1 protein-coding gene is annotated in these 1,537 nt (G+C 76.0%); it reads left to right on the forward strand.

What is annotated here, in order from left to right; genetic code table 11:
• Positions 1–435 precede the first annotated feature (435 nt).
• On the forward strand, positions 436–1,446 hold the full coding sequence (locus ABD345_RS39900; protein WP_344559733.1) for an ADP-ribosylglycohydrolase family protein: 1,011 nt from the start codon (positions 436–438) through the stop codon (positions 1,444–1,446).
• Positions 1,447–1,537 lie beyond the last annotated feature (91 nt).

The following is a 1,537-nucleotide window of genomic DNA, read 5'->3' on the forward strand; positions in this document are numbered from 1 at the left end:
CACCTCGACGACCTCGTCGAGCAACGCGTACAGACCCGAACCACCGATCACGCCGAGCTCAGCCGTCGGCGTGCCGTCAGTACGGGGCGGGTGGACGCGGTCAGGTGCAAAGGTCATGGCCCGACCCTAGGCAAGACGCGCACCGGACTCACGGGCGAGGGCCTTACGGCTTCCTGACGTCGTGAACCGCCCCCCACCGGAGACCCGCCCTACCGCGATGTCCACCCACTCCGCCCCCGACACCCGTGGAACGGGGCTCGGCCGGACCGCGGAACGGAGGCCCGAATCCGCACGTAGGTGAAACCCCTCGGCCGTCCCGAAGCCGGAAGACGCCGCTGCGGGTGCGAGACCGTCGTCGGGGGAGCGCTGGCGGCGGGGCGGTCGGGGGCCTGTGGTGGGATGGGGCCGCGGAGACGGGCGAGCGGAGGTGCGAGGGTGGCGGGCGAGCAGGTGGAGCAGGTGACCGAGGCCGGGGCGCGGGGGCTGGTGGTGGGGGCGGCGCTGGGGGACGCGGCGGGGGTGGTCCGGGGGGTGTGGCCGGAGCGGGGGCCGCTGCGGGTGGGGGTGGCCACGCAGTTGGGGGCGTTCACGGTCGAGGGGCTCATCCGGGCCTCGGTGCGGTGGAGCTACAAGGGGATCTGCCACCCGCCGTCGGTGGTGCGCAGCGCCTACTGGCGGTGGGGCGTCATGCAGGGGGTGGTGCCCGCGCAGGGGGTGGAGTTGGACGGCTGGCTGGCCGAGGTGCCCGCGCTGCGCGAGCGGCGGGGTTCGGCCCCGGCCACCGTGGCCGTTCTGAGGGCGAAGTACGGGAGTCCGGCCCCGCAGAGCCGCGGGGCGCACGCGCTGACCCGGGGGCTGGCGCTGGGCGTGGCGCTGGCGCTGGGCGTCAGGGACCGGGTCGAGCAGATCGTCCGGGAGACCGCCGCGCTCACCCACGGCGCGCCGGACGCGCAGGAGGCCGCCTTCCGCGCCGCCGAGCTGCTCGCGCTCTGCGTGGCCGGCGAGGACCCGCTGCCGCACCTGCCCGCGACGCTGGCCGCCCTGCCGCTGCCGCCCGGCGCCGCCGACCTGCTGCTGGGCCCGGCCGGCGAGCCGTCCGCCGCCGAGCTGGCCCGGCTGGCGCCCGACGCGACGGCCGTCTCGGCGCTGCTCGGCGGCCTGTACGTGTTCACCCGCTTCCCCCGCCCGCAGGACGTCGACGCCGCGCTGCGGTTCGCCGCCGGCGCCCCCGACGGCTGCTCGGTGGGCACCACCGCCGGGGCGTTCCTGGGCGCCGCGCACGGCGTGGACGCGCTGCCCGTCGCGCTGCTCGGCCGGCTCGAACTCGCCTGGGAACTGGACGTCCTGGCCCGTGACCTGCGCCGGGAGATGACCGGTTCCCCCGGTGGCGGCGAGTACGTCCCGGCCCAGGACGCCTACTGGACCCGGCGGTACCCGGGCCACTAGGGCGCGTATTTGGTCGTGATCAAGTGGCGATTCTGGTGAGGTCCTTGATCCAGATCATCGCGCCTCGAAGGTGGAGGCCGGCGAGGTAGCT

Origin of the sequence: Kitasatospora saccharophila (genome assembly GCF_039529925.1) — a bacterium.
GTDB lineage: Bacteria > Actinomycetota > Actinomycetes > Streptomycetales > Streptomycetaceae > Kitasatospora > Kitasatospora saccharophila.